The 25,154-nt window shown below is 47.4% G+C and carries 20 protein-coding genes; 1 reads left to right on the top strand and 19 read right to left on the bottom strand.

The features are described 5' to 3' along the window. Positions 1-21 precede the first annotated feature (21 nt). The 15 genes from G9G57_RS06950 to thpR form a co-directional block, all read right to left on the bottom strand. Positions 22-1,401 carry a lipopolysaccharide biosynthesis protein gene (locus G9G57_RS06950; protein WP_016821254.1) on the bottom strand — a complete coding sequence of 460 codons (1,380 nt, stop codon included), beginning with the start codon at positions 1,399-1,401 and terminating at the stop codon, positions 22-24. 5 nt (positions 1,402-1,406) lie between these two features. Continuing rightward, the gene (locus tag G9G57_RS06945; protein WP_026065389.1) at positions 1,407-2,849 is read right to left on the bottom strand and encodes an O-antigen ligase family protein; all 1,443 of its coding nucleotides are present in this window, start codon (positions 2,847-2,849) and stop codon (positions 1,407-1,409) included. A gap of 5 nt (positions 2,850-2,854) precedes the next feature. Further along, on the bottom strand, positions 2,855-3,625 hold the full coding sequence (locus G9G57_RS06940) for a WecB/TagA/CpsF family glycosyltransferase (protein ID WP_014599532.1): 771 nt from the start codon (positions 3,623-3,625) through the stop codon (positions 2,855-2,857). Positions 3,626-3,629: 4 nt separating this feature from the next. Further along, entirely contained in the window at positions 3,630-4,967 is a 1,338-nt protein-coding gene (locus tag G9G57_RS06935) for an O-antigen ligase family protein (RefSeq protein WP_013369817.1), read from the bottom strand. 10 nt (positions 4,968-4,977) lie between these two features. Next, entirely contained in the window at positions 4,978-5,913 is a 936-nt protein-coding gene (locus G9G57_RS06930; RefSeq protein ID WP_017426453.1) for a glycosyltransferase, read from the bottom strand. Beyond that, a complete protein-coding gene (locus G9G57_RS06925) occupies positions 5,913-6,611 on the bottom strand; it encodes a sugar transferase (protein WP_013369815.1) in 699 nt (232 codons plus the stop codon). Before G9G57_RS06925 ends, G9G57_RS06930 begins: the two co-directional genes overlap by 1 nt. A 16-nt stretch (positions 6,612-6,627) precedes the next feature. Next, positions 6,628-7,518 (bottom strand): UTP--glucose-1-phosphate uridylyltransferase GalU, encoded by an 891-nt coding sequence (galU, locus tag G9G57_RS06920; RefSeq protein ID WP_025364257.1) that lies wholly within the window; start codon positions 7,516-7,518, stop codon positions 6,628-6,630. Between the two features lie 42 nt (positions 7,519-7,560). Then, on the bottom strand, positions 7,561-8,199 hold the full coding sequence (locus G9G57_RS06915) for a CpsD/CapB family tyrosine-protein kinase (protein WP_016821260.1): 639 nt from the start codon (positions 8,197-8,199) through the stop codon (positions 7,561-7,563). Beyond that, positions 8,183-8,926 (bottom strand): YveK family protein, encoded by a 744-nt coding sequence (locus tag G9G57_RS06910; RefSeq protein ID WP_185156676.1) that lies wholly within the window; start codon positions 8,924-8,926, stop codon positions 8,183-8,185. The genes G9G57_RS06915 and G9G57_RS06910 overlap by 17 nt, the downstream gene beginning before the upstream one ends. A gap of 277 nt (positions 8,927-9,203) precedes the next feature. Then, positions 9,204-9,848 (bottom strand): response regulator, encoded by a 645-nt coding sequence (locus G9G57_RS06905; protein ID WP_013369811.1) that lies wholly within the window; start codon positions 9,846-9,848, stop codon positions 9,204-9,206. Between the two features lie 116 nt (positions 9,849-9,964). Next, complete coding sequence (locus G9G57_RS06900) at positions 9,965-11,602, bottom strand: sensor histidine kinase (RefSeq protein WP_013369810.1); 1,638 nt, start codon at positions 11,600-11,602, stop codon at positions 9,965-9,967. Positions 11,603-11,924: 322 nt separating this feature from the next. Then, positions 11,925-16,523 carry a glutamate synthase large subunit gene (gene gltB, locus G9G57_RS06895; RefSeq protein WP_025364254.1) on the bottom strand — a complete coding sequence of 1,533 codons (4,599 nt, stop codon included), beginning with the start codon at positions 16,521-16,523 and terminating at the stop codon, positions 11,925-11,927. Between the two features lie 460 nt (positions 16,524-16,983). Further along, a complete protein-coding gene (locus G9G57_RS06890) occupies positions 16,984-17,667 on the bottom strand; it encodes a metal-dependent hydrolase (protein ID WP_017426450.1) in 684 nt (227 codons plus the stop codon). A gap of 170 nt (positions 17,668-17,837) precedes the next feature. Continuing rightward, a complete protein-coding gene (locus G9G57_RS06885) occupies positions 17,838-18,650 on the bottom strand; it encodes a cell wall hydrolase (RefSeq protein WP_016821264.1) in 813 nt (270 codons plus the stop codon). Between the two features lie 111 nt (positions 18,651-18,761). Next, entirely contained in the window at positions 18,762-19,328 is a 567-nt protein-coding gene (thpR, locus tag G9G57_RS06880) for an RNA 2',3'-cyclic phosphodiesterase (RefSeq protein WP_025364252.1), read from the bottom strand. Positions 19,329-19,555: 227 nt separating this feature from the next. On the opposite strand from thpR, the gene G9G57_RS06875 reads away from it, so the two are divergent. Next, entirely contained in the window at positions 19,556-20,512 is a 957-nt protein-coding gene (locus G9G57_RS06875) for a D-2-hydroxyacid dehydrogenase (RefSeq protein WP_044785744.1), read from the top strand. Between the two features lie 4 nt (positions 20,513-20,516). Here the strand turns inward: G9G57_RS06875 and G9G57_RS06870 are convergent, their stop codons facing one another. The 4 genes from G9G57_RS06870 to nikC all read right to left on the bottom strand — a co-directional run bounded on the left by G9G57_RS06870 (position 20,517) and on the right by nikC (position 25,148). After that, positions 20,517-21,503: a methyltransferase domain-containing protein gene (locus G9G57_RS06870; RefSeq protein WP_044785742.1), complete on the bottom strand. Its 987-nt coding sequence runs from the start codon at positions 21,501-21,503 to the stop codon at positions 20,517-20,519. Between the two features lie 21 nt (positions 21,504-21,524). Beyond that, positions 21,525-22,469, bottom strand: coding sequence for an MsnO8 family LLM class oxidoreductase (locus G9G57_RS06865; protein ID WP_044785740.1), 945 nt, complete (start codon positions 22,467-22,469; stop codon positions 21,525-21,527). 71 nt (positions 22,470-22,540) lie between these two features. Beyond that, positions 22,541-23,956, bottom strand: coding sequence for a deoxyguanosinetriphosphate triphosphohydrolase family protein (locus tag G9G57_RS06860; RefSeq protein WP_016821269.1), 1,416 nt, complete (start codon positions 23,954-23,956; stop codon positions 22,541-22,543). A 280-nt stretch (positions 23,957-24,236) separates the two neighbouring features. After that, the gene (gene nikC, locus G9G57_RS06855; protein ID WP_019686396.1) at positions 24,237-25,148 is read right to left on the bottom strand and encodes a nickel transporter permease; all 912 of its coding nucleotides are present in this window, start codon (positions 25,146-25,148) and stop codon (positions 24,237-24,239) included. Positions 25,149-25,154: the final 6 nt, after the last annotated feature.

The raw sequence follows: 25,154 nt of genomic DNA, 5'->3' as shown, positions 1-25,154 counted from the left end.
AGCAGGTGCCTCCTTCTTTATCTAACCGTTAACTGGCTTTTTCCGGATGTAGTGTGACATCGTTGATCGGAGCCATTGAAAATCTTGTTTGGAAATAAGCAGTCTTGGAATTTTCATTTTTAGAACGAACTTAACATTACATAAAATGAAAACGAACCGTAAAATCCCCGAAGACAGCATTGCTATCCCTGCACCCGTCAATCCATATCTCGGCACGAGTATGGACAGCAATGGAATGACGAGCGCCAATCCGACACCCTGTAGAATGGTAACCAGTTTGGGCTTACCCAGCGCCATAAATTGTTGTGCCAGCACCATGGTACCTCCACTGATAGCAACCTCAAGCACCAGAAACCGGAATACCGTAAGCGCTTGTTTAAACTCTTGACCATATAACAATGTAAATACGAACGGAGCAACCAGCATTAACATCACCGCAGCCAAAAAGGTTGCCGTTGAAGTCACTCTAAATGCCCGGAATGTTATGGCCACTGCCTCTTCCTTATCCAGACCAGAGGCTTTGGGAAACAACACGACAATGATCGAGGTTGAAAATACATTCACCATCCGGGCCAGGCTGACCGCTACCGCATATAAACCGAGATCAGCAGGTCTGAGCAGACCTGCAATCAAAATCTGGTCAATGTAAGTGGAAACCTGCCCCATGAGATCATTCCCGTATGAACCCATACCGTAGGTAAAGAGATTTTTAAATTGCGTCCAGCTGTTCTTCACCTTTGGTTTGTACAGCCGAATCATTCGTATCGTGACACCGATATAGATCGGCAAGCCTGGCAGTAAGTAAGCCAATGCTGAGGTGTACGGATTCATTGTCCCCGTCAGGATCAGAATCGCCAGACCCAGCAGTGTACTTAGTGGTACCAGGTACCGGAATAAATTGTATTGTTTATATTCCGAGCGAACTTGAAGCAATGCATTATTGATCTGTGAAATCGCTATGAGCGGACACATCATCATAGAACACTGCGCAAAAAGTATGACCGATGAAGAAAAAGAGCGCAGCCAATAAGGAATTAGAAATACTCCGACGAGTGTCGCCATTCCCCCAAATACCGTAGCCAGCAGCAAGGCCAGACCATACAGCTTACCCGTTTCCTCAGGTTTCCTTTTGGCATTGTAAATCAATGCAGATGGAACACCGAAGCTCATGCAGAAGGCAAGAAATTGGGACCAGTTCACCATCGCTGTCTGTTCTCCTCGTCCAGTAGGACCCAAGAATCGTGCCGTCAGCACACCAGTCAGCATATTCACGACGAGAATCAGCATACTGAATATCATCGTTTTTACTGCTGCAGAGCTGTTATCCTTGCTTTTGGCAAACCGAATCACCGTGGACCATAGTGTCCGGACAGGTGCGGATAATGCTTGTAAGTTTTGCACAGCCTTTACCTTCTTTCCGCGATGACATCTTTTGCCCATAGTCCTATTCCGATCATCATCCAGATCAAATAGCCGCGCATACCGGGGAAACCATTATCCGATATGAGACTGGCTACAGCTCCGGCCCATGTAGCCAACGCCAGTCTGATATAAGGCTGACTGGAATTCCGTTCGGCAATACGGACGAGAAGGCGCTTGATGATAACGAACAGACCACCGAAGAAAAAGAATGCTCCGCAAATACCGAAGGTGAGGAAAATGGCAATATATCCATTATCCATAATCCCAAGTTCACCGAGATCGCCGCCGTTATCAAGCTTGGTTCCGATACCTACACTCCCGATCCCCTGCCCGACCGGATTGCTAGTAATCGCCGGAAGCATTGTATGCAGTAGATCCAAACGTTCATTGTACGAATGATCCTGTTGAATATCTGTCAACGTCTGCATGCGAGCCACCAAACCTTCTGCCCCTGGAAGTTTTGGAACGATGATGTAGAGAAGAAGGCCGACGATAGCAAGTTGAAACAGAGTCTTCCACTTTCCTTTGGAGGATGAGCTGAGAATGTAAGCCAGCAACATGACGAATGCAATTAGCCAGGCTGAACGTACGAGCGTGACCAAAAGACAAACAACTGTTAGCAGGACTCCAATCCATCCCAAAGTGCCTCGCCACCGTTTCTCCATCAGCATCGGTACAAGTGCCATTGCCAGGAAAATAGCGCATGGGCCGGGCGAGTTCATGGAAGAAAACACTCTGATTTGAAGCGGTTCTGGCACGCCAATGGAATTCATTTCCACATGATTCATCCAAAATGCATCCCAAGGAGGCACCGTCAAGTACTGAATAATGCCGTATATCGCTACTAGAACAGCAATGTTGGCGTATGAATACAGCAGTCGGTCCAACTCCTTGGCTTTCATAGGCTTAATTGCAAGATAAGGCAATAGAAGCAATGGAACCACATAATTGGCCAAATCATAAGCAAAAACAATACCATTTTTGAATAACCCGACCACACTTCCGTAGGCCAACTCTATGCCGAAAAATACAGCAATCCGGGTTAATGGCTTTTCCGCCAGATGAATACCCCGCAGCACAGGAATGATCAGCATGCTGCTTACCAGCAGCGGCGCCACGCTCAATAAGGAAACCGAGTGATACGTTCCCTCCAACCAATCTGCAATGCGGCGGATTTCCGGGCCTACTGCCCACACCACCAATGTGTAAGAAATCAATAGCCGTGATTGCAAGATCGCCAGCAGGAAGGCTGGAAAAACGATCGCCAGCAATATGGCTCCCTGCTGGCTCGTGGTGGGATTCATCTTGGCGCTGACAAATCCGATGGCGAGTGGTAGCATACAAGCCAGCACCCCCATGCCGATCATGCCGATTCCACGCCGACTTCCTAGCCAGAAGGAAATCTGCTGATCTGCCAACCGACTCATGTTTCTCACCCCTGGCCTCCCTTCATCCGCTTCCGCTTAAACATCTCTTTAAACAGCAGAACGAGGAACTGGGAATCCTCAATCAAATATCTTTTCCACAATCGTTTAGGCTCTTGAGACAACCTCCAAAACCATTCAAATCCTGTCTTCTGCATCAGCTCCGGTGCTCTCTTTACATTTCCCGACAGGAAATCAAAGGTCGCTCCCACCCCAATCGAAACTGGAGCACGGTAAGTCTCATAATATCTGTAAATCCATTTTTCCTGCTTCGGTGCTCCTACACCTACAAAAACGATGTCTGGGCGAGCCTCTTGAAGCAACTGGATAATGTATCTGTTCTCCTCTTCGTTTTTCTCAAAACCATAAGAAGGAGAATAGCAGCCTACTACATTCATGTTTGGATAGGATTCCTGGAGATTAAGCATAGCCTTCTCAGGAATACCGTCAGCTGCACCCAGAAAAAACAAGCGATAGCCCCGATCCTCAAAAGCCTCTCCCAGCCGGGTGAACAAATCGGACCCTGACACTTTTTGTTTGAGGGGCTTTTTCAGCAACTTAGACGCCCAAATGATAGGCATTCCATCGGCCACTACAGCTCCGGCATCCGAATACACCTTGCGGAATTCATCATCCTTACGAAGCTTGATCACATGATCGACATTACAGGTCAAAATGTAGGAATGACGCTGATGCTCAATAGAAGTATCTATAAATTCGAGTAGATCATTAAAATCGTAATTATCAAAGTTGACATCGAACATGTTCACTCTGCTCATCGTATCACTTCTCTTTGCGAAAATCGGTTTGAGTAGATGTCTGGTATAATGCGTTCAAATACCAGCAAAACGGAATAATCATCTGAACCGTCGACAACGTATTATCTGAAAACGAGTAGATCAAAAAACCTGCAATTAAAGTTGCAAAATAAGGTTTGATAGACTTGGCAAGTGACCGGTAAATAAGAGCGAACACGATCAGTAATGAAAGCATTAATAGCCCGCAACCGATATATCCGGTATCAAAATAAAATCGTATATACTCGTTATGCGGTACAACAAAACCATTGAATAACGTCCCGTCGTTCGCAACCGTTACCGCGCCAAGGCCTCTGCCTGACCAAGGGTAATCATGTACTCTGTTCAAAAAATATTCCCATGCCTCCGAGCGTCCCGATAGGTCAATGCCTGTGTCGGTCTCCCGTTCGAAGGAGCGTTTTTTTAAATTGTTCCATTGTAGGGCCACCGCCCCCAGAGCAACCAAAAACGATCCGGCCAGCGGTAGCAAATAATTGACTTTTCCCTTGAGGTACTGACGGGCAATATCAAACAGATACACAGCAAACATTAATAGCAATGCCAGAATCGGCCCACGTGTACCGGTGGCGATCAGGATTAGAAAGTTCAGGGCCAACACCGTGTAATAAAAGGCAGCTTGCCTAGGTTTGCGCTTTACCTCAATCAGAGAGACAGCAATTCCGAGAAAGGAGAGCATTGCCAAATGCGGCGGTATGTTCGCTCCTTGTACTCTGACTGCGCCCGTAAATTCCACATCCGTAAATGAGTGCAATCCTAAAACCTGTAAGCCTAATCCAATGACCACACTAATAATCGGCAACAGGCTAATCAGTCGAATATGCTTTTCCGCCACATCCTTTTTCCACTGGATCAGTAAAAAAAAGAAGGGCAGTGATAGTCCCACGAACGCCTTGACGGCAATCGAGGTCGTTAACAAAGGCAGCCATGCTGAAAATCCAAATGTAATCCCCAGCATGATCACCAATGCCCAAACTGGATAGCTGAACTTGAGACGAATGCCATACACGAGCATGCAGGGCACTAGCAGAGCCAAAATGCCCAATTTGTACAATGACAATATCTCAATGCCGAACACGCCACCCTGATACAGAGAATCGACCGAGACCGCTGTGCTTAGTAAAACCGCATAGCTAATGCGCTCAGGATGATGGATAGAGACAGCCAACAAAAGCAGTAAGCATACCGCCGCAATACTGACCACAGGTTGATAGGTAGCTGCAATTCCTACAGCAAGAGCGCCTAGTAGAAAAATAAAAACATGCTGTATCGTGTTTATTCTGGAAGTCCAAGGATAGTTACTCATGTTCAATCTTTCACCCCGCAGCTGACTCGCTTTTCCGGTTGCGCAGTGTATCCAGCGTTCCGCGGATATTTTCAAGCCTGCACCGGTTCAACAGCTTCCTGCCCTCAGTACGTGCCAGCAGGGAATCCACCGTGATGTATAACACTTTGGCTGCCACTTTTGCCATCAGCACCGCGTTGCCGCGCAGACCTGCAGCCTGAGCAGCATTAGACATGCCCTGACAATAGTAGCGATTCAAAATCCATTCTCTCGTTAAGCGTGAAGCCGGAACAAAATGTTCTACCGCCATGTGCGGATGATACATAATCGTTCCACCATTTTTACGGATTTGCTCAAATACCCACGATTCTTCACCAGATAGGAGGATATCTCCCTTTCTGCCCAAGTGGAGCGGGAACATGACGGCGGCGAAAGCCGTTTTGCGCATAGCCATATTCGCTCCAAATGGATTCAGGCCCGCTGGATATTCCCGAACGGATTTCCCCAGATCAATAATCGTGTAAGGCAGTTCAAGCGGCCCTGTCAACCAGTTCGGCCGTTCCGTCTCAAACTTAGGATCAATCTTCCCACCCATAGCCGTTAGCTCGGGATTGTTCCCAAAGGCCGACATAATCGTTTGCAGCCATGTAACACACGGAATTGCATCATCATCCAGAAAAGCAATGACGTCTGCTTTTGATAACGTAATGCCAGCATTACGAGCGGCAGACAGTCCTTGTTCGCGCTCATAATGATACCGAAGATGAATATGCTGACCATGCGCAACGGTGAATCTTTTGATCGTCGCTGCTGTATGATCGGTGGATCGGTTATCGACCACAATGATCTCAGCCAGTGCAAGGTCTTCCAGCTTCAGTAGAGACATTAACGTTTTCTCCAGCAGGTCCGCCCGGTTATAGGTGCAAATAACGACGGACACTGCGGGACATCGCTTAAATGCATCCATCAGTAAGCATCCTTGGAGAACAGCATTTTAACGCCTGTTTTCATGATGATTTTCAGATCGAGCCACGTATTGCGAACATGAATATACTTCAAATCCATTTGCACCATTTCTTCGAAGCCTACACTGTTACGTGCGCTCACCTGCCAGTAACCCGTACATCCCGGTGTTACAATCAGGCGCTGCTTGTCATAATCGGAGTATTGCTCAACCTCGCTGGGCAACGGCGGACGCGGACCGACTAAAGTCATGTCTCCAACCAACACATTCCACAGCTGCGGAATCTCATCAATACTCGTCTTGCGCAGAAAACTGCCAATTTTCGTGATCCGAGGATCGTTTTTAATTTTGAACATGGCGCCGCTCACTTCATTCAGCTCCATCAGGTCCTTTTTCAGTTCCTCGGCATTGGACACCATTGAACGGAATTTATACATATCGAATAACTTCTCATTCTTGCCCACCCGAGTTTGCTTGAAAAACACACTTCCCTTTGGGTCTTCGAGCTTAATCAGAATGGCCACCACTGCAAACAATGGAAGCAATACGATTAAGCCCACAAAAGACAGCAGCATATCAAGGAGGCGTTTTGTGACCAGGTAGGACGTTTTATCCTGAATTTGTGTATTTCCGTATGGCATGTAAAACGCTTTACCTGACATGACAGCCTCGCCATCCTCCGGTAAATTTTCCATGCTCATGCTGACGTACCTCCTCTCAACCCGCTGTGGTTGCTTTCTCGGTTTTTTTCAGCCATTCATTCATGGCCTCCATAACCGGATACTTCAAATCATCGCTGGCAAGTGCAAATTCAAGAGTGGTTAAAATATATCCAAGACGTTCACCTACGTCATAACGCGTGCCTTCAAAGTCATAGGCGTACACACGTTCACTCTGATTCAGCTTTTGGATCGCATCCGTCAACTGAATTTCGCCGCCAGCTCCTTTTTCCTGAAGATCAAGATATTTGAAAATTTTCGGCGAGAACACATAGCGACCCATAATAGCCAAATCGGATGGGGCTGTGCCTGGAGCCGGTTTTTCAATAAAATTATTCACTCGGTACAATCGTCCGTCCTGTTGGTCCGGTTCAATGATGCCATACCGGTTCGTGAATTCCTGTGGTACCCGCTGCACACCGATCACAGAGTTTTGTGTTTCCTCATATTGATCCATCAGCTGGCGCAGGCAAGGTTTTTGACCTGTTACGATATCGTCGCCCAGCAGCACACCAAATGGCTCGTCCCCGATAAAGCGTCTTGCGCACCATACCGCATGTCCAAGACCTTTGGGTTCTTTCTGGCGAATGTAATGAATTTCCACGCCTGAAGAACGCTGTACTTCCTCCAGAAGCTTCAGCTTACCGTCCTCGAGCAGTTTGGATTCCAGCTCAAATGCGTTGTCAAAGTGGTCCTCAATGGCACGTTTACCTTTACCCGTAACGATAATGATGTCCTCGATACCAGAAGCAATCGCTTCTTCCACGATATATTGAATCGTAGGCTTATTGATAATCGGGAGCATTTCCTTAGGCATTGCTTTGGTGGCAGGGAGGAAGCGCGTTCCCAATCCTGCTGCTGGAATAATGGCCTTTTTCACTTTTTTCATCATCGCACTCATTCTCCTTGCTTCATCGAATTTTGGTGTTGCTTACTTCACCTGATTCATCACAATTCCAACCAGCGTCGCGCTAGCCTGCTCCATGAGTTGCTTTGTTTTGCGTAGATCTTCCCGTTTGGTCCGGCCATGTTTGGCAACGAGAATCACACCATCCGTCAAGCCTGCAATCAGGCGAGCATCCGTATAATTCAGCGCTGGCGCCGAATCGAGTAATATGATGTCATATTCACGTTTGAGTTCTTCCAACAGCTCTGCCATACGTTCGCTACCGAGCAGATCTGCTGCGTTATACAGACTGTCCCCACCAGGAACAACCGATAGTTCCAGTCCACCATGCCTAACGATAGATTTGGAAGAAGCCCCACCGCGCAAATAAGCCGATAGACCTCCGGTATTCTCCATTCCGAATATCTCGTGCAGCGCTGGTTTATGCAGATTGCAATCCACCAGAGCCACCTTCTTGCCTTCTTGAGCAAAGGAAACTCCGATGTTGGCGATCATTGTTGTTTTCCCCGCTCCGCTTTCCGGCGAGGTTAACAAAAGAACCGTCCCACGGTCCTTTTGCCCGACCACCTGCTGCCGGATGTATGTACGGAGGGATCGAAATGATTCCGAGATATACGATGATGGATTACTTTCTGTAATCAACATGTCATTCAATCGCAGCATATTTACGCTCCCCTACCCGTTCTTTGGAATTTCCGGCCACTCCATCGATGTCCTTCTTGCGAATGACGGGAATCGATGCAATTACCGGAATGCCGATGTCTGCATCCGCTTCTTTTTCCGTGCGCAGCGTGCCGTTAATGCTTTCCAGGAACACAATCGTGCCCAGCGCAATCATCAGCGATACGAGAAAACTAATCGCAATATTCATGAGCGGATTCCCATTAATCGGGTCAGGATTGGCTTGCGGGTCCGCTTCATTTAAAATTTTCACATTATTTAATTCCATCAATCCCGGAACCGTCTGCACGAATTTCTGGGTTACTGCGTTTACAACCGCTGCGGCCTGGGGATAATTCCCTGCCTCAAACGTCAAGCCAATCACCTGACTTTTATCCGAGGATTTAATTTGCAGCTTCTCTGCCAACTTTTGCGACGTCAAATTGAACTCAGGATGAGTCGCTACCACAGCGTCCATAATTTTAGGTGAAGTGAGAATTTGCTTGTAGCTTTCCACCAAATTAAGACTTGTGTTGACGTCATTCAGATTGTTACTCCCCTGCTTGGCGGAAATATGATTAACCAGCAGTTGGCTTGAAGCGGAGTAGACTGGCTTTACGACATTGTCGCTCACAAAGTAAGTCGTTACACATGAGAGAATGACAAAAATCGCAATCAGCCACAATCTTTTTTTGATCAGGACTAGATAATCCAAAATGGTTTTCTCCACAAAAATCCTCCCTCCCATACAATTTCTCTTCTTATTTTAAGTATGATCTAATTGTAACAATCCGTTGTATTAACGACATGGAACCGAACGGCACTTTCTCCCTCACTACAGAGGAAGGGGGATGTATACTTTTGGACACGGCATGGTATACTTTTGTACCATACTTTGTCGATTATGGTAAATACACAAGAAAAAATCCTCAAAACCACCAAAGTTGGTGATTTTGAGGATTTCTCTATACCACTCGCATATTGAAACTACTGCGTAGCTTATGGGGTTAGCGCATCATCATATTGGTTGGCTCGTACTTCGCTAGACCAATCGCATTGGCATATAATGCTGCCTGCGTACGATCTGCCAGTCGCAGCTTGGCCAAGATCTGACTGACATGCTTTTTGACGGTGAACTCACTGATAAATAACCGGGATGCTATTTCACGATTGCAAGCCCCTTGTCCCAGCTCGACCAGCACTTCCTTTTCCTTGGGTGTCAGGTCGTCCGTGAGATTGCCAGCATCTTCACGCAGCTTATTTTCGAGAATAGCCGGATCATAATATTTGCGTCCTTTGTTGACAAGATGAATCGCGTAAATTAGTTCCTCAGGCAAAGCCTCCTTAAGCACGTAACCGTCCACAGAGGCTTCCTCCGCTTTCAGAAAATCTTCACGTGTTGCAGAAGAGGTCAGCAAAATAAATTTGCTTCTGAACCCGCGTCCGCGCGCTATCTTGATAATATCCAGACCTGATTCATCAGCTAATTTCAAATCCAGCAGCACCAAATCCGGATCCGTTTCCTCGATCACCGCAAGTGCTTCCTGTTGATTCTGGGCCTCTCCCGCGAACTGAACATTGGGCTGCATGGATATAACCGCAGCGAGTCCTTTCCGTACTAAAGGATGATCATCGACAATGACAATTTTCATGATTCGGCCTCCTGTCTACAGTTCAGGATTTGCATAATCCCTATGTATCCGATTGTTACCGCAGATTTTGTATTGCAGAATGTTCACGCAATGTATTCAAGGATTTTGTAAAATCCTCATTCATAAGCATTTACCGGAATGGACAATCGGATCTGTGTTCCCTCTCCGATTCGACTTGAAATATCAAATTCGCCTCCCATCGATTGAGCTAAATATTCCATATTCATCATGCCCAGGCCCCCGCCTGCACTGACCGCCTCACCTCCTGCTACCATTCTCGCCGTCTCAAACCCTACTCCGTCGTCATGAATAGACAGTCTAATCACTTGGGGCGTCAATTTTAACTTCACATCAATTCGCTTGGCCAATCCATGACGGATTGCGTTCCCCGCCGCTTCGGAAATGATGCGAAACAAAGCCTTTTGGTACAAATACGGAAGTGAATAATGATCACCATGGATGTCAAAATCAATTTGTACATGGTTCAGCTTGGAGAGTGTATGCAGATGACTTTTCACCGTCCCCAACCAAGTTGATCCTCCGCTTTTTTTCGAGCTTAGACTATGAATTGCCCCCTTCAGCTCTCTAACCGCTTGATTGGCCGATTGCTGAATTAGATCAATTTGTTCCTCCACCTGCTCCTTAGGCTGATGGCACCAAGTCTGCCGGAGAGAATGCGTTGCATACACAATACCAAAAAGACTTTGTGAAACATTGTCATGCATTTCATTTGCAATCCGGTTCTGCTCATTCGTCACAATCAACTGATTCTCAATACGCTCCAGCTCATAGCGTTCCAAAAACACAGCACTCAGCTCAGCTAAGAATATCAGTTGTTGCACAAGCCAGCGTCTTCCTGTCAAACTTTGATCCGGTCCCAGCTTGAGGCCAATCGTCGCTACAAAGCGGGTCGTCATCGGTACGGTGATCATGAGAAAGTCGCCCCATTCCGGCAGATGTCTGAAAAATGGTTCGCGCTCTTCCCTGAACTCCTCCCGGTAATTCTCCAGTTCCTCGAATAGCTGTTCCTCTTCCTCTACCGTCCAGCCTGTCTGGCTGCTTGCCGGCGCATCTTCCTCCTGACTATCCAGCCAGAAAAATGCACGGCTCTGCTTGGTTAACTTGACAGTGTAATCCGAGATGACCTGACCTAGATTTAATGCCTCATTATGGCTGGTCGTCTCCATGATGTGGTAAATCGACTTGATATGATCCATCGTCTCATTGGCTTGTTCTTTAGCCACCTTCAGTTCGTCCTTCATGACGCGAATAACCTGCATTGCCATAGTGGTTACGATCAATACCAGAAACAGATTAATGTTCTGCAATATAAGATCCCACAAAAAATATTGACCTGGTGTAAAAAAGATATAACAAAATGTGAGCACCAAACCGATATAAGAAAGTAGGAGCGTCCAGCTGTACCTCATAGATAGATGAGCACAAGCTACCAGCATGGGAGTAATCACATACCATTTGAACGGGCTATTGATCCCTCCGGTCGGGAATAACAGCAAAATGATCCCTGCGGTTTCTAGTGCAATACTGCATTTCAATACCATATCATGAAGTCTGTATTTACGGTAAATCCAAGTAAATGCTGTAACGGATAAAAATAGAAAAACAATCAGTAATAGCTTTTGCCATACCATTAATCTAGATGTTTCGAACAGAAAAACAAGTGATGTTAAAGATAATGATACATAACGGTATAAAAAAATCATTTTGTCTTCTGCTGACTTCTTCAACTTCATCCTGTCACCCTATTCTGTGTTTTGAAGGGACGATGGGCATATTAGGTTTGTTTGCGTACTCTAAAAAAATCATAACCAATCCAAAAATAAATAACAAGACATAAACTCTTACGTAAACGGTTACATTCCAAAAAATTTGGTACTTTTTATAACATATTTACCGTTTCAGGAAAACATTTTGGGGGTAATGTCAGAATTTATGACGTTTGTCAAGGTAATAAATCACATTTTTATCAGCCTAAAAAAAGGACTTGCTGGCACCGCCGTGACTATAACAGCGGTATTCAGCAAGTCCTTTTTAGTGAATTTGGCGGTCTGCTTTTTAGCCCCCGGTACGCGCCAACTCACGCATATTGGCTTCAAATGCTGCCAGTAGAGCTTCATCCCCGCTCAAACCGGTCGCCTCTTCTTTTTGGATCTGTTCAACCATACGCTTGTAATCCTTTGGAATCACCCGTACAAATTGCTGAATCGCAGTCTGCCATTCATCTAAAATACGTTGTCCTGCTTCACTACCCGTGTAAGTGACATGGCGCTGAATTAAGCCGCGCAAATCCGCTGCTTCTGCAGGGTCCTCCACATCTTCCAGCAACACCATCTCCAGATTACAACGGCTCAGGAACGTTCCTTCAGGATCATAGACGTATGCAATACCTCCGGACATCCCGGCTCCAAAGTTCCGTCCGGTTCCACCCAATACAGCTACACGTCCGCCCGTCATGTATTCGCAGCCATGATCACCAACGCCCTCAACAACAATACGTGCGCCGGAATTCCGAACGGCAAAGCGCTCGCCTGCGATTCCGTTAATATAAGCTTCACCACTGGTCGCTCCATACAAGGCTGTATTTCCGATAATAATGTTCTCTTCAGCCTTAAAGGTCGCTTTGTGAGATTTCTTTACAATAACTTTACCGCCAGATAGCCCTTTACCGACATAGTCATTGCTATCGCCTTCGACGCTCAACGTGATACCTTTCGGAATAAAGGCTCCGAAGCTCTGACCTGCCGATCCAATGAAGTTAAAGCGAATCGTATCCTCAGGCAGACCTGCCGCTCCATACTTACGTGTAACCTCGCTGCCCAGAATCGTACCTACCGCCCGATTCACGTTAGTAATAGGCAAGGTACCCTCCACAGGCGTTCCGCTCTCCAGTGCTTCCGCAGCCATCGGTAAGAGCTTCTGCATATCAAGTGTTTCTTCCAGACCGTGGTTTTGGCGCTGTACGCGGTAACGTACACTTCCATCTTCCAACTCAGGAACATGCAGTAGCAAGCTCAGATCTACGCCCTTCTTCTTCCAATGTGAATCGGCGTTCACGGTATCCAGACAATCCGTACGGCCAATCATTTCCTGAATCGTGCGGAATCCCAGCTCCGCCATAATTTCACGGACATCTTCTGCGATGAAACGCATAAAATTCACCACATGGGCTGGATCACCCATATAATTTTTGCGCAACTCTGGATTCTGCGTAGCCACACCAACCGGACAGGTATCCATTTGGCATACCCGCATCATAATACAGCCCAACGCTACGAGCGGCGCTGTGGAGAAGCCATATTCTTCCGCACCCAACAGGGCAGCTACGACCAAATCACGTCCAGACAGCATCTTACCGTCTGTCTCCAGTACCACGCGGTCGCGCAGGTTGTTCAGCATGAGCGTCTGATGCGTCTCAGCCAGCCCCAGCTCCCAAGGCATACCCGCATGGCGGATGGAGCCTTGCGGGGAAGCGCCTGTACCACCGTCATAACCGCTGACCAGAATAATGTCAGCACGGCCTTTGGCTACTCCTGTAGCAATCGTGCCCACACCTACCTCTGATACCAGCTTTACGTTAATATCAGCACGTGGATTGGCGTTTTTGAGATCATAGATGAGCTCTGCCAAATCCTCGATAGAATAAATATCGTGATGCGGTGGTGGCGAAATCAGGCCTACTCCTGGCGTTGAACCGCGTACCTCGGCGACCCAAGGATACACCTTGCGTCCTGGTAGTTGCCCACCTTCGCCCGGCTTCGCGCCTTGCGCCATTTTAATCTGAATTTCGTCGGCATTCACCAAGTAGTTCGACGTGACACCAAATCGGCCAGATGCCACCTGCTTGATCGAACTGCGACGTGAATCACCATTAGCATCCGGGATGAAACGCGCAGGGTTTTCCCCGCCCTCACCCGTGTTGCTCTTGCCACCGATCCGATTCATCGCAATCGCCAAATCTTCATGCGCTTCCTGGCTAATGGAGCCAAAAGACATAGCCCCTGTTTTAAAGCGACGCATAATCGATGCAGCAGATTCCACTTCATCCAGCGGCACAGGCTCACCAGCAGGCTTCAATTGAAGCATGGAGCGAATCGTCAAATGTTGTTCAGATTCACCCTGTACCAGCTTGGTATACTTCTTGTAAAGCTCGTAGTCTCCCGAGCGAACCGACTGCTGGAGTAAATGCACTGTTTGCGGGTTAAACAAGTGCTCTTCTCCATCGTTGCGCCATTGGTATTCGCCGCCCGAATCGAGCACCTTGTCATTGCCGTCCTTATCAGTGAAAGCACGGTTATGGTGGGCCAGCGCTTCCATCGTCACTTCCTCCAGACCAATACCGCCAATGCGGGAAGGCGTCCATGTGAAATAACGGTCAACGAAATCCTGCTTCAGACCTACGGCCTCGAAAATTTGCGCTCCACGGTACGACTGAATCGTGGAAATACCCATTTTGGACAATATTTTAACGACACCCTTGGTTGCCGCTTTAATATAATTTTTAACTGCTTTTTCGTGCGAGATGCCGCGCAGCAAGCCCTGTTGAATCATGACATCCAGCGTTTCAAACGCCAGATACGGATTAACCGCGCTCACACCGTAGCCCAAAAGTACCGCATAATGGTGAATATCTCTTGGCTCCCCGGATTCCAGCAAAATGCTCACACGTGTGCGTGTACCCTGCTTAATCAGATGGTGATGCAGGCTGGAAACAGCTAGCAACGCCGGAATGGCTGCATTTTCTGCGTCCACTCCACGGTCAGACAGAATCAGAATGTTATGACCTTTGTCAATGACACGGTCAGCCGCCTCAAACAGTCCTTCCAGCGCCTTGTATAAGCCCTCAGCACCTTCTTTTGCTTCAAAGAAGATCGGAATGGTCATGGATTTGAAGCCTGGACGGTGTACGTGACGAATTTTAGCAAACTCTTCATTCGACAGCACCGGCGAATCCAAACGAATCTGGCGACAGCTTTCCGGTTCTGGGTGCAGTAAATTGCGCTCTGGTCCAATCGTCGTTGCAGTTGACGTCACTATTTCTTCACGAATGGCGTCAATCGGCGGGTTGGTAACCTGAGCAAACATTTGTTTAAAGTAATTGTACAAACGTTGCGGACGGTCAGACAATACCGCCAATGGAGCATCATACCCCATTGAGCCAATCGGTTCCGCACCTGTAAGTGCCATCGGCTCCAGAAGTTTGCGTAGTTCTTCAAACGTATATCCAAAAGCGAGTTGCAACTGATTTACATTTTCATGTTTCGGCTCTGGCTGCTCCAGTGCTTCAGGCAGATCATCCAGATCAATCAAATGCTCATCCAGCCACTGCTGATAAGGTTCTTCGGATGCGATACGTTCCTTTAACTCTTCATCAGAAACGATGCGGCCTTCTTGAGTATCCACCAGGAGCATACGCCCTGGACGGAGACGATCCTTATAAAGCACATTTTCAGGAGCAATATCCAATACGCCCGCCTCAGATGACAGTGCAATCAGGTCGTCCTTGGTCACATAGTAACGTGCAGGACGCAGGCCGTTGCGATCAAGAATCGCCCCGATTTGGATACCGTCTGTAAACGCCATCGCAGCAGGTCCGTCCCACGGCTCCATCATGGTGCTATGATATTCATAAAATGCCCGCTTCTTCGGGTCCATGGTCTCATGCTTGTTCCAAGGCTCAGGTACCATCATCATGGCTACATGAGGAAGCGAACGTCCACTCAGATACAGAAATTCCAGGGTATTATCAAACATAGCTGTATCCGAGCCATCTGGGTTGATGACAGGTTTAACCTTCTTGATATCGTTGCCAAACGCTTCGCTTTCAAACTGTGCCTGACGCGCATGCATCCAGTTTACGTTGCCGCGCATGGTATTAATTTCACCGTTGTGAATCATAAAACGATAAGGATGCGCACGGTCCCAGCTCGGGAACGTATTCGTACTAAAACGGGAATGGACCAGCGCGATCGCCGATGTCACCCGCTCATCCTGCAAATCCAGATAAAATTTACCTACCTGCTCGGTTGTCAGCATTCCTTTGTATACAACCTTGCGACATGACAAACTTGGAATATAGAACGACTCACCATTCATATCCTCTTGGTTATAGCGAATAGCAAGCTCTGCACGTTTACGAATGACATACAGTTTCCGTTCAAAATCCAGTTCTTCCTTCAAATCGCTACTGCGGCCGATGAACACCTGACGTACGCCAGGTTTAGCTGCTTTTGCCGATTTACCCAGCATTTCGTCATACGTTGGTACATCGCGAAAGCCCAGACAGTTCTGGCCCTCGTCCACAATGATTTCTCTAAGCTTCTGCTCATGCAGCTCACGAACTTTTGGATCATTGGATACAAAAAGCATACCCACGCCATATTGTCCGGCCTTAGGCAATTTGAAGCCCAATCGCTCCGCTTCCTCTTGAAAAAACAGATGCGGAACCTGAATCATGATCCCTGCTCCGTCACCGGAGTTTGGTTCACTTCCCTGACCGCCCCGATGCTCCATGTTTACGAGCATGGTCAAAGCCTGACTTACAATATCGTGCGATGGTTTTCCCTTGATGTGGGCAACAAAGCCCATGCCGCAGGCGTCTTTTTCGAATTGGGGATCATATAGTCCCTGTTTGGGTGGTAAACCTGTCTGTCTCATGGAACGCAACCTTTCTGTTATAAAGTCATGCTGGCCTGAAATACAGGCGGCCGAATAGAAGACAGTGGCAACAAGAGGTAAATCAAAGAACAACTACGAGGAATGGGGGACAAAAACATAAGACGTATTCAAGGCGGTACGGTCCGCCGAATGCGCATGTTTTTCAATAATTATGCAATGGCTTGACTTGAAAAACACGTCGATTCCACTGATGAATCTAATTAGTTCTATCATTTTATCATTGACCTATTGTGTTAGCAATTCAAAGTTTTTATGGTTGTGATAATAAATCTTTTACATTACAGCTTCAACGTACCAATGCAAAAATATATCATTTTTATGTATAAATATTCATTAAAAAAGTCAGCCTTTTCTATTCCCAAGGAACAGAAAAGGCTGACAAAGGAGTTTAATATACATACGGACCATCATGTACATTCCCGCAAATCGACAAACCGTATTAAAATTCGAGACTTTCGCCTGGCTTCAATGCTTTCCCTTCAATACCTTCTTTATGAAGACGGTCACAGAAGCCGTCTCCATCCTGCTCTATGCCGGGAAAAGTATTGTAATGCACCGGTATCACGCGGCTTGCCCGTAGCCATTTCGCTGCCAGCAAAGCATCCTCCGGTCCCATTGTATAACCATCTCCGATCGGCAATACTGCGGCATCGATGGAGTTGGTTTCTCCAATGAGACGCATATCGCCAAACAAGCCGGTATCCCCTGCATGGAAAAATGTTTTGCCTCCCATAGTCAATAAAATCCCCGCAGGCTCTCCCATGTAGATGGTTTGTCCGTTCACTGTCAAAGAGGAACTGTGGAACGCCAGCGTAAATTTCACATGAAAACCGTCAAATTGGTGACCACCACCCAGATTCATACCGTGAGCTTTGGTTCCCAAGGATGCACAATATTCAGCCAGTTCCGCCACCGCAATTACAGGGCAATCATTGCGCTTGGCAATTTCAACTGCATCACCAAAATGATCGGCGTGACCGTGTGTCAACAGTACTGCATCGACCTGAATATCTTCGGCCTGTACGGTTGCTTTAGGATTCCCCGTCAAAAAAGGATCGATAATAATCCGTTTCCCCTCTGCCTCCACCAACACAACTGAATGTCCATAATATGTGATTTTCATAACATTTACGCCTCCTTTGTCACTTTCATTATTTAGGTTACTTTCCTTTACCTAATTATACCTCTTTTGCATACCTGCTTCACCTGCGCACACAAAATACGCTCACAAAGCTGAACCCTGTTGTTTAGAAAGGGCTGTTATTTGTCGCTCATGGGATTTATACCAAATGCTCATTTATAAAAGGTATGATGACCGATAGTTTTCACCTTGGTACGCGAATGATGAACCGTAAGGTCCTGGGCCAACGTAAGCGAAAGGAAAAAACAGGTGTTATCAGGCACGGCTTTATGGCCATTCAAAGCGGCCGTAACTGCACGTATGCAGTCCTGGTTAGGCTGAACACGACGAAGACGCCCGTTCGCAACCGGACTAAATTGCGCTTTTTGATAAATCACTGCCTGAATCGTATCGGGAAATGAGGCTGACCGCAGCCGGTTTAAGACAACGTTGGCAACTGCCACTTTGCCTTCGTACGGTTCGCCTTCTGCTTCTGCCATCACTATTTTTTGCAGCAGGAGCAGTTCTTTAGCGGAGACAGGATAGCTCCAGGTAGACAACGCCTTGTCATCCTGAGTGAGCATTTTTGTCTTCGTAAAGTAGATGGTTGTAGGAGGGGTTAGGATTGCGGACTTGCTATGCTGGACCTCAGGCTTTTTCTTGCCTGTAACAGCGTTATTCCGAGCTTGTTCCACCTGCTTCATCTGGGAAGCGGGTAACGGAGTCGGCATGATTTCTTTCCAGCTTGGCTGCCCATGAGCAGCGACAAAGATGGGGCTTGTCCTGTTTGACCCGTTATGGGTCCCCATCCTGTCGCCATATGTAGGAACCGAAGTGTTCCCTGACCAGCTCAGAGATTGCATAGGTGCATTTTTATGATTATTCTGTGTTTGCTGAACCTCAGCGTAGAGGCCTATCCCCAATATACAAACAAGCAGCACACTCAAAAGAGGTGCAAACCAACGATGTTCTTTAACGATTTCCATAATGTTCCTCCCGTTAACTTTAAGCACATTCCTCAGATATGTAACCCAAAATGCGCTTTTTGAATAACGCTGAAACACTATATCACTAAATTCGCTGATAGATCAAGGGTTTCACCTCATTAATGGGAATGTTTGAATTATTTGGTACATCGGTTTTTGTCCCATTCGGGTTGCATATAATACAAATTCCCCCACTTCCCAAGGCTCGCCGCTTCGGTCATCTGACTGCCACACAGACGCTGAAACAGGCTCCCCTCCTGTATATGAACGTGCTACAGTGATATGAGGTCGATAAGGTCGTTCCTCGGGTTTAAAACCCAGCGGTTCGGTAGCTCGAAGTATGGACTGGTACAGCTGATCCAGTGACTCTCGCTGCCCGGTCACTCCCCTCCATAGTACACGCGGAAAATCTTCGCGTCCAAAAAAGCCTGCTTCACCCATGCCAAGCGTGAACGGGCGATGCTCAGCTGCAGCATGAACTAGAGCCGACTCAAGTTTTGGAATAACCGAATTCGCCACATCACCCAGAAACTGAAGTGTCACGTGGTAATCTCTGAAGTCACTCCATTTGCGGAAAGACAAATTACTCAAATCCTGCTCTACCCAATGACGTAACTTCTTCTTGTGCTGGTCCGGGAGAGCTATCGCTGTAAAGAGTCTTTGCGATTCACCTTTCATCAATCTCTTCTCCTTTCTTAATGAATATCCCGTGGATATCCCAAAAAGTAGCTGTTTGGTTGGTCCCCAATCAGGGTAAAGCCACTTGTTGTTATATATGATGACACCGCGGGCTTGTTTCTACCCATCTTATGCAAATTTTCCGGCAATCTGTTATCCTTGAAGGGATGGTTCGCCAGAATATATTGGAAACTCCAAGGAATCAAACATCGAGGAGGCTATGAATCATGGGAAGCATTTTAAGTTTACATCAATTGACGGATGATCAAAAAAAACAGGTTCGTGCAGCGGCTCCAGGCTACGAGTTGATTATTGGCAAAGCCCAGGAATTGGAGACTGAACAGATCCGTGAGGCTAAGGTTATTCTAGGCTGGTCCAAGCATATTGCCGAGGAAGCATTACATCCAGACAGCAAGCTAAAGTGGGTACAAACCTGGTCGGCTGGGATTGATAAGCTCCCGCTTACCGAACTGGAAAAGCGCAACATTGCACTCACGAATACGAGTGGTGTACATGCGATTCCAATTACAGAGCAGATCTTTGGAATGCTGCTATCGCATACCCGTTATTTACAGCAAGCGGCTCTCTTGCAGCGTCAGAAAACATGGCAGCCACCGGAAGGTCAACTGACGGAATTACGTGGCAAAACGCTGTTGATTACAGGCGTTGGCGAAATTGGCCGTGAAACAGCTCGGATTGCAGAAGCCTTTGGCATGCGAGTGATCGGGGTTCGCCGTTCCGGCAAGGAAGCTCCCCATGTAGAACACATGTACACAAACGAACAACTACATGAAGCATTGGGCGTTGCGGATATTGTGGTTAATATTTTGCCATTCACTGAAGAGACCCATCACTTCTTTGACGAAAAAGCATTTGCAGCGATGCGTAAAGGCGCCTTCTTCATTAATGTCGGTCGCGGCAAGACTGTTCATACAGATGCGCTGGTACGCTCGCTGGAACAAAAACATATTGCCTTTGCCGGACTGGATGTATTCGAGGAAGAACCTCTACCTGCGTCACATCCACTATGGGGCCTAGAGCATGTCCTGATTACGCCGCATATTGCAGGGGATACAGACCGATATGCTGAACGAGCGGTAGATATTTTTCTCACTAATTTGAAGGCCTATGCTACTGGTCAGAAGCTGCCGCTGAATTTGGTTAACTACAAAACTCAGTATTAACAAGCTACTTACAGATCCAGATTTCCCGACTCATACCTGTCTTATAGATACGGCATTGCTCCATAACGGTCCAGCCTGACTCGGATAGCAATGTTGCCATCGGCTCCGTGCTCACAATCACTGCCCGCGCGGCCAGGCGTCTCAGACTGCGCAGCATCTTTTTTTGTTCGTCAGCAGGGAGCACGGAGCACAGGTTATAAGGCATATCCAATATAGCTGCATCATAATTACCTGTGAGCATGTTCATATCCCCCAGTTTCACCAGATCCTCTTCATATCCAAAATGGCGTAAATTCACTCGTGCCCCACGCACCGCCAACGGGTTGATATCACAGCCGCGAATATCCTTGCCCATACTCAATGCCTCAATCATTACATTGCCCATCCCACAACACGGGTCCAGCAGTTTCAAGGAGTCTGACTTTCCCTTAGATGCAGTTAGATCCGTTGCTGCCAAATTCACAAGTGCTCTGGCTACCAGAACGGGTAGTCCAGTAGAATAGTTTTGCGGCTTCTGACGACGTTCCTGCCACGACCTGTCGCTATACTCGCATATGCCCATTAGCCATCGTTCTCCTAATCGTATGACTCCTAGGATTACATCCGGTGTCTTCATTTGCGCCTGCCCCTGAATACGTGCGCCAATCCGGCGTTCTATCTCGCGCCGCTCGTCATAATCAGCCTCATTGTCCCCTTCTTTAAGGCACAGCACCTTAAAGGTCTTTCCTTCCTCAAGCTGTAACATGGAAGCTGCCTCGCATAGCTCCTCCAGCGTGTCCGCCTCGATGATGATATCCAGACGAAGATGGATAAACGGGCTGATCCCCGGCTCCAGCCGAAGATGGGACGACAGCATGGAACTATGCACAGGCTGTTGACCGAACAAGCACTTTAGTTCCAAAAGACACAATTCACGCTCGGTCTCATGACACGCATAGGTATATATGTAGCGAGGTTTCATTTTATCTGTATCGATTTTGTATTTATTCATGTCAGTTCTCTTTTCATCTTTTCATTTGGAATCAAGACTACCATTCACAGCCTCCGCTATTAGTCGGTAGGAATGAAGTCGCTGCTCATAATCGGGAATGGGCGTGACCAACAGAAACTCATCATTGTCATATTTGACCTGCAAGCTACGCAACCGTTCGGCAATAACCGATGGTGTTCCCACCAGCCAACTGGCTCGGATCGCTGGATCGCCTAATGAAATCTGTGCAGCCCATTGCTGCGCCAACTCATCTGTCGACGCACATACTGCTCCTACAGCAACCATAGTACGGGGCTTGTCCATACGTGCGGACGGCTGAAAGCTGGAGCGGTAAATGCTTAGCATTTCTTCCGTTTGCTGTTCACTCATAAATTGGCCGAATACATAGCCCGTTGAATACTGCGCAGCATATTCGGCACTTTTTCGGTTGGTACCCAGCATCCACAGCGCTGGCGGCTGTTCTGGCATTGGACGGGCAAACACGGGGATCTGTTCATATTCATATGTGCCTTCCAACAAAGCCAATAGAGCTTCCATCTTCTGTGGCAGCTCAGTCACATGTTGAAGAAAATTGCCGCTTAGTGCCATCGAAGCATGAGGCCCCCCGCCAGGGGCCCTCCCCAGACCCAATTCGACTCTGCCTGGATATAGAGCAGCCAGCAGATGAAACCATTCGGCGACCTTGACTGGACTATAATGCGGGAGCAATATAGCCCCCGCCCCCAGTTGGATGGTCGTCGTCACCGCCCCGATATGAGACAACAGCACTTCCGGACTGGAGGAAGCCAGCCCCTCCATATCATGATGCTCGGAGGTCCAGTAGCGTGTATATCCCCATGCTTCCGCCTGTTTCGCCAGCTTTGCCGCCCATTGAACTGCTTGCTCCGGACGATTGCCGGGCAGCAGCGGTACCATATCAAGCACACCGAGATTCAACGAGTTAGTAGCTAAAGACTGAGGTTGCATATACGCCTTCTCCTCTCCCTTCTATCCGTTCTAAACAAGTTTCTTCTACTATATAGGGTTAAATAAAAACGTTAGTCCAGGTCATAAATGGAACCTACCTTCAGGCCATATAACTCATTATAAATTTTTTCAGCAAAAGCATCAGTCATGCCTGCAATATAGTCAATGACCATATGCTCCCATGTCCAGATTGGTTTGGCCTTGGCCTGGTCTCGCTCGTAGCGCTGGAGCCAATCGGTCGGAATAATGGACTTGGATGTTTCGGGGTCCAGAAAAGCCAACCATAACCGTCTAAGCATCCATTCACTGCGTTTTTGCAGACGCTGTACGCGCAGATCGCGGATCATGGTGACCCAAGCAAAGCTTTTTAATACACTCACCGTGCGCAGCATATCCAAATCCTCGCTTCCATCCCGTACGAAGGTTACCTTTTTCCAGTTTCCATCATCAATTACACCTAAGCTGCTGACAAACAGGCTGACCCAGTATGCTTTGACCTCCCGGCGGGTGCGAGAATAATCGTGTTCACATATCGGCATCTTCCCATTCCACACCTTCAAAAATTCGCTTAGTACCGCTGCGACCTTCTGCTCAATCTCAGCCAGTTGCCAGCCTTGCCAGAAGCTATCCTCCAACGTAGTGATTTTTTCCGTGATCAGACGAATTAAATATGGGTCATATAAGAAATGCTCGTGCACCTCAATTTTCCCTGCCTTAATCCCATCCTCCAAATCATGCGCGGAATAAGCAATATCGTCGCACAGATCCATGAGCTGGGCCTCCAGCGTTTTTTTACCGTCAGGGATGCCCCAATCCTCGCGGATCGAACGTATATATTCCCACTCATGCAGGTACAACCCTTTTTTGTTCAGAATCCCTGGATACGGGTATTTGTTGATTCCGAGCAATACAGCGTCCGACAAATTCAAACCATCTACATTCTCCCGCTTCTCCAAAAACATAATCAGCCGAAAATTGTGCGCATTCCCTTCAAAATGCTCATAAATTCGTCGCTCGCGTGCATAGGCCTCAAGCCCACGCTTGGACTCTGGCGTAAAGCCACCAGCAGCTGATATCTTTTCTACCTTCGTCTCAATCAGTTGATCCAAAATCCCGTCCAGCACCTCTTCTCCCTTGTGTCCGAACGGTGGATGCCCAAAGTCATGCGCGATCGAAGCACACTCCACCACCTCAGGGTCAATGATCAGTCCTGCGTTATCCGCCTGTTCCAACTCTACCTCTGGATGACGGCGCAGCAAGCTTCGTGCTGCCTCACGCGCAATTTGCGCTACCTCCAACGAATGTGTCAGCCGTGTGCGATAATAGTCGCCTGTGCCTGCGCCAAATACTTGTGATTTACCCTGCAACCGACGGAAAGTCGGTGAATGGATCAATCGGGAATAATCCCGTTCATATGCTGCCCGTGAAGCGTCGCTTCGTGTCTGCTCCGCAAATTGTCGATGCTCTCTTTTATTTTGCCATGTCATAAAGCCCACTCCCTACGTACTCAATTGGAGTGATTATACATTTTTTTCACGCCTCAGGAAAGTTCACATGACTTACGGAGAAGATTGCAAACCATAGCGGGATGAATCGAAGTACACTAAACGTAAACAAAGTCATATAAAAAGGTGTTCCCCAGCTACCAGATTCAGGGAACACCTTTTTTCTTCAATTTAAATAGAAGTATATAAGTAAAACTAAAAAATGTGCATGGAAAACGGTGTAGACGGAATGATGCTGTTTATATACCTCGCTATTTTTACCCTAACGCTTCGCTCTTGGGTCCAAAACATCCCGCAGGCCATCACCCATCAGATTAAAGCCCAATACGGTCAGCATGATAGATATCCCCGGAAAAATAACTGTCCACGGCGCATTTTGGATATATTGCCGCGAATCGGACAACATTTTGCCCCACTCGGGCTCAGGAGGTTGTGCACCCAAGCCCAGAAATCCGAGCGCTGCTGCTTCAATAATGGCCGTTCCGATCCCCAATGTTCCTTGTACGATGATCGGCGTCAGGCTATTAGGCAAAATATAACGGAGTATGATTCGCCGATTATTAGCTCCAAGCGCTCTGGCAGACGTAATATACTCCTCCGTTTTGACACTCAGCACCTTGGAGCGAACCAATCGTCCATACGTTGGCACATTGACAATGGCAATGGCGTATAACGCATTTTCCAACGAAGGCCCCAGAATGGCCACAATAGCAATTGCCAGCAAAATCCCCGGAAATGCCAGTAAAATGTCGAATAGGCGTGAGATGATCATATCAGCCCATTTTCCATAGAATCCAGCAATTAATCCCAAGGCAGTTCCTACAATCATGGAACCAATAACGGACAAGAAACCGACCCATAATGAGATTCTGGCGCCATACAGCGTACGAGTCAGCAAATCACGACCAAGATCATCGGTACCGAACCAATGCTCTGCGGAAGGAGGCTGCAAGCGGCTCACCAAATTTTGCTCTTTATAGTCAAAAGGAGCAATCCAGGGCGCGATCAAAGCAATGATGACAAAGAAGATAATAATGCTGAGACCGACGAACGCCATTTTATTGTGACGGAACGCTCTCCACGCGTCTCTCCAAGGGCCCGACACCACAGGCAAATGCGCCAATGTATTGCGTGTTGTCGGTATGTTATTGGGTTCGATTGAAAATTGTGACATCGGACA

It is taken from the genome of Paenibacillus sp. EKM211P (genome assembly GCF_011066175.1).
GTDB classification, from domain to species: Bacteria; Bacillota; Bacilli; order Paenibacillales; family Paenibacillaceae; genus Paenibacillus; species Paenibacillus polymyxa.
This window is presented reverse-complemented; position numbering and strand designations above follow the sequence as displayed.